Origin of the sequence: Rathayibacter tanaceti, assembly GCF_001634385.1 — a bacterium.
Lineage (GTDB): Bacteria > Actinomycetota > Actinomycetes > Actinomycetales > Microbacteriaceae > Rathayibacter > Rathayibacter tanaceti.
The window spans coordinates 1-2,867 of sequence record NZ_LIIN01000202.1 but is presented as its reverse complement, the minus strand read 5'-3'; the positions used below and the strand labels follow the sequence as shown (position 1 = coordinate 2,867).

Here is a 2,867-nt window from a genome sequence, read left to right as displayed (position 1 = left end):
CGTGGCCGTCGCGGGCTTCGTGCTCGCACTGCTCATGATCGTGCTGGTGCGCCTCCTCGGCCGCGGCGTCGAACCGGGCGTCCACCCGGTGCGCGGGCGGATCGGCTGGAAGGTCTGGTCGACGGAGCGCCTACTCGATGCGGCCAGGACCCTGCTCTTCCCGCTCTACTCCGGTCTCTTCACCCCGGTCTGGCTGCGCCTGCTCGGCGCGAGGGTCGGCCGGGACGTCGAGGCGTCGACCGTGCTGCTGCTGCCCGCGATGACGACGATCCGCGACGGCGCCTTCCTCGCCGACGACACTCTCGTCGCCTCCTACGCGCTCGGCGGCGGCTGGATGCGGCTCGCGCGCGCCGAGATCGGCGAGCGCGCGTTCCTCGGCAACTCGGGGATGGCGGCTCCCGGGCACACGGTTCCCGCCGGCGGCCTCGTGGCGGTGCTCTCCTCGGCTCCGAAGAAGTCGAAGGCCGGATCGTCGTGGCTGGGCTCGCCGCCCGTGCGGCTGCGGCGCACGGTGGTCGAAGCGGAGTCGACGCGCACCTTCCGTCCCGCTCGTCGACTCCGCGTCGCCCGCCTCGCGTGGGAGCTCGCCCGCTTTGTCCCCGTGGTCGTCTCGACGGCGATCGGGCTGGGCGTCGTCGTCGGTCTGCTCACGCTGATCCAGGCCGTAGGCGCGGTCGCGGCCGCGCTGCTCGGCGGTGTCGTGCTGCTCGCCGCCGGTGCCGTCGCCGCGGCCGTGTCGACCGCCGCCAAGTGGCTGCTCCTCCAGCGGGTGCGCCCGAGCGAGCAGCCGCTGTGGTCCTCCTTCGTCTGGAGGAGCGAACTGGCCGACACCTTCACCGAGATGGTCGCGGCTCCGTGGTTCGCGCACGCCGCCGCCGGAACCCCGGCGCTGGTGTGGTGGTTGCGCAGCCTGGGCGCCCGGATCGGGAGAGGTGTCTGGTGCGAGAGCTACTGGCTCCCCGAGGCTGACCTGATCGCGCTCGGCGACGGCGCGACGGTGAACCGGGGCTGCGTCGTGCAGACCCACCTGTTCCATGATCGAATCATGAGCATGGATCTCGTGAGCCTCGACCCCGGTGCGACCCTCGGGCCGCACAGCGTGATCCTGCCGGCCGCGCGGATCGCCGCGCACGGCACGGTCGGTCCCGCCTCCCTCGTCATGCGCGGTGAGCTCGTGCCGGCCGGCAGCCGCTGGAGCGGCAATCCGATCGGTCCCTGGCGCGAGGTCCGCGTCGCCGACTACCACGCGCCCGTCGCGTGAGCCCCGCGCAGACCGGGCTCGAGACGGCCGGCGATCCGTACGTCCCGGGGATCGGCAACACGGGGTACCGCGTCGAGTCGTACGACCTCGACCTCGACTACCGTGTCGCATCCAATCGGCTGATCGGCCGGGCCGTCCTGCGGATCGTCGCGCTGCACCCCCTGCGCCGCTTCTCGCTCGACCTCTCGCGCCTGCGCGTGGGACGGGTGCGGGTCGACGGCCAGCGCGCCCGGCACGAGCAGACCACCCACAAGCTGCGGGTGACACCGACCGCGCCGCTCGCGGCCGGCGCCACGGTGAGCGTGGAGATCGAGTACAGCGGGCATCCCGCTCCCCGCGCGAGCCACTGGGGCGAGCTGGGCTGGGAGGAGCTGGAGGACGGCGCGCTGGTCGCCTCGCAGCCCTCGGGATCCTCGACCTGGTTCCCGTGCAACGACGACGTCGCCGAGAAGGCCCCCTACCGCCTTCGGGTGAGCGCGGAGGAGGGCTACACCGTCCTCGCGAACGGCGTGCTGCTCGACTCGAGCGCTCGCTCCGGCCGGCGCACCTGGCTCTACGAGCAGCGCGAGCCGACCGCCGCCTACCTCGCCTCGGTGCAGATCGGCCGCTACGCGATCCAGGAGCGTCTGCTCGCGGGAGTCGCCGTGGCGCTCGCCCGCCCGTCGGCGCTCGCCCAGCGGGTCGACCGCGACTTCGCGCCGCTCGGCGCGATGCTGACGCTGTTCGTGCGTCTCTTCGGCCCCTACCCCTTCGCCCGCTACTGCGTCGTCGTCACCGCCGACGAGCTCGAGATCCCGCTCGAAGCGCAGGGCATGGCCGTCTTCGGCGCCAACCACGCCGACGGCCGCGGAGGATCCGAGCGCCTGATCGCGCACGAACTCGCCCACCAGTGGTTCGGCAACAGCGTCGGCATCGCGCGCTGGCGGCACATCTGGCTCAACGAGGCTTCGCCTGCTACGCCGAGTGGCTGTGGTCGGAGGAGGCGGGCCGCGCCTCCGCGGACGCCTGCGCCCGCCGTCACCACGCCGTGCTGCGTGCGGCCCCGCAGGATCTGGTGCTCGGCGACCCCGGCCCGGTCGCTCTCTTCGACGACCGCGTGTACAAGCGCGGCGCCCTGACCCTGCACGCCCTGCGCCTCACGGTCGGCGACGAGGCGTTCTTCGCGCTGGTGCGCGCGTGGACGTCGCGGCACGCCTCCGCCGCCGTGACCGACGAGGAGTTCCGCGAACTCTGCGCCGAGCTGCTCGGCGACGGTGTCGACGACCTCCTCGACGCCTGGCTCCTCGACGAGGAGCTGCCGCCGCTACCGCCCGCCCGCTGAGACCAGCGAGTCGGCCAGCGCCTCGCCGTGCTCGCGACGCCAGCCGATGATGGGCCCGCCACCGGAACCCGCCATCGGTCCGAGCGCGACGCTCACGCGCAGGGACGGGTCGAGGTGCGGCTCGGCCAGCCGGAACCGCACGCCGTCGATCCGCGCCTCGGCCGCGAGCCGGGACTCGTGCACGTGCACGTGCCGCGGATCCAGCTCCAGACCGCGGCCGTCGGCCTTCAGCGCGGCCTCGACCCGGGTCCAGTGCAGGACCGGATCGGCGGGGCGCGCCCCGCC

General features: G+C 73.7%; 3 protein-coding genes and 1 pseudogene. 3 read left to right on the top strand and 1 reads right to left on the bottom strand.

All coding sequences use genetic code 11. The features are described from left to right. The 3 genes from ACH61_RS14780 to ACH61_RS19135 form a co-directional block, all read left to right on the top strand. Nucleotides 1-1,261 (top strand): Pls/PosA family non-ribosomal peptide synthetase (locus ACH61_RS14780; RefSeq protein WP_330220190.1); only part of this gene is annotated, 1,261 nt, incomplete at its 5' end. Beyond that, a complete protein-coding gene (locus tag ACH61_RS14775; protein WP_330220189.1) occupies nucleotides 1,258-2,379 on the top strand; it encodes a M1 family metallopeptidase in 1,122 nt (373 codons plus the stop codon). The genes ACH61_RS14780 and ACH61_RS14775, both read left to right, overlap by 4 nt. After that, entirely contained in the window at nucleotides 2,316-2,582 is a 267-nt protein-coding gene (locus ACH61_RS19135; protein ID WP_330220188.1) for a M1 family aminopeptidase, read from the top strand. The genes ACH61_RS14775 and ACH61_RS19135 overlap by 64 nt, the downstream gene beginning before the upstream one ends. Here ACH61_RS19135 and ACH61_RS17595 read toward each other — a convergent pair. Next, a pseudogene (locus tag ACH61_RS17595) lies at nucleotides 2,565-2,867 on the bottom strand (hypothetical protein); the annotation flags it as partial. The gene ACH61_RS19135 and the pseudogene ACH61_RS17595 overlap by 18 nt on opposite strands.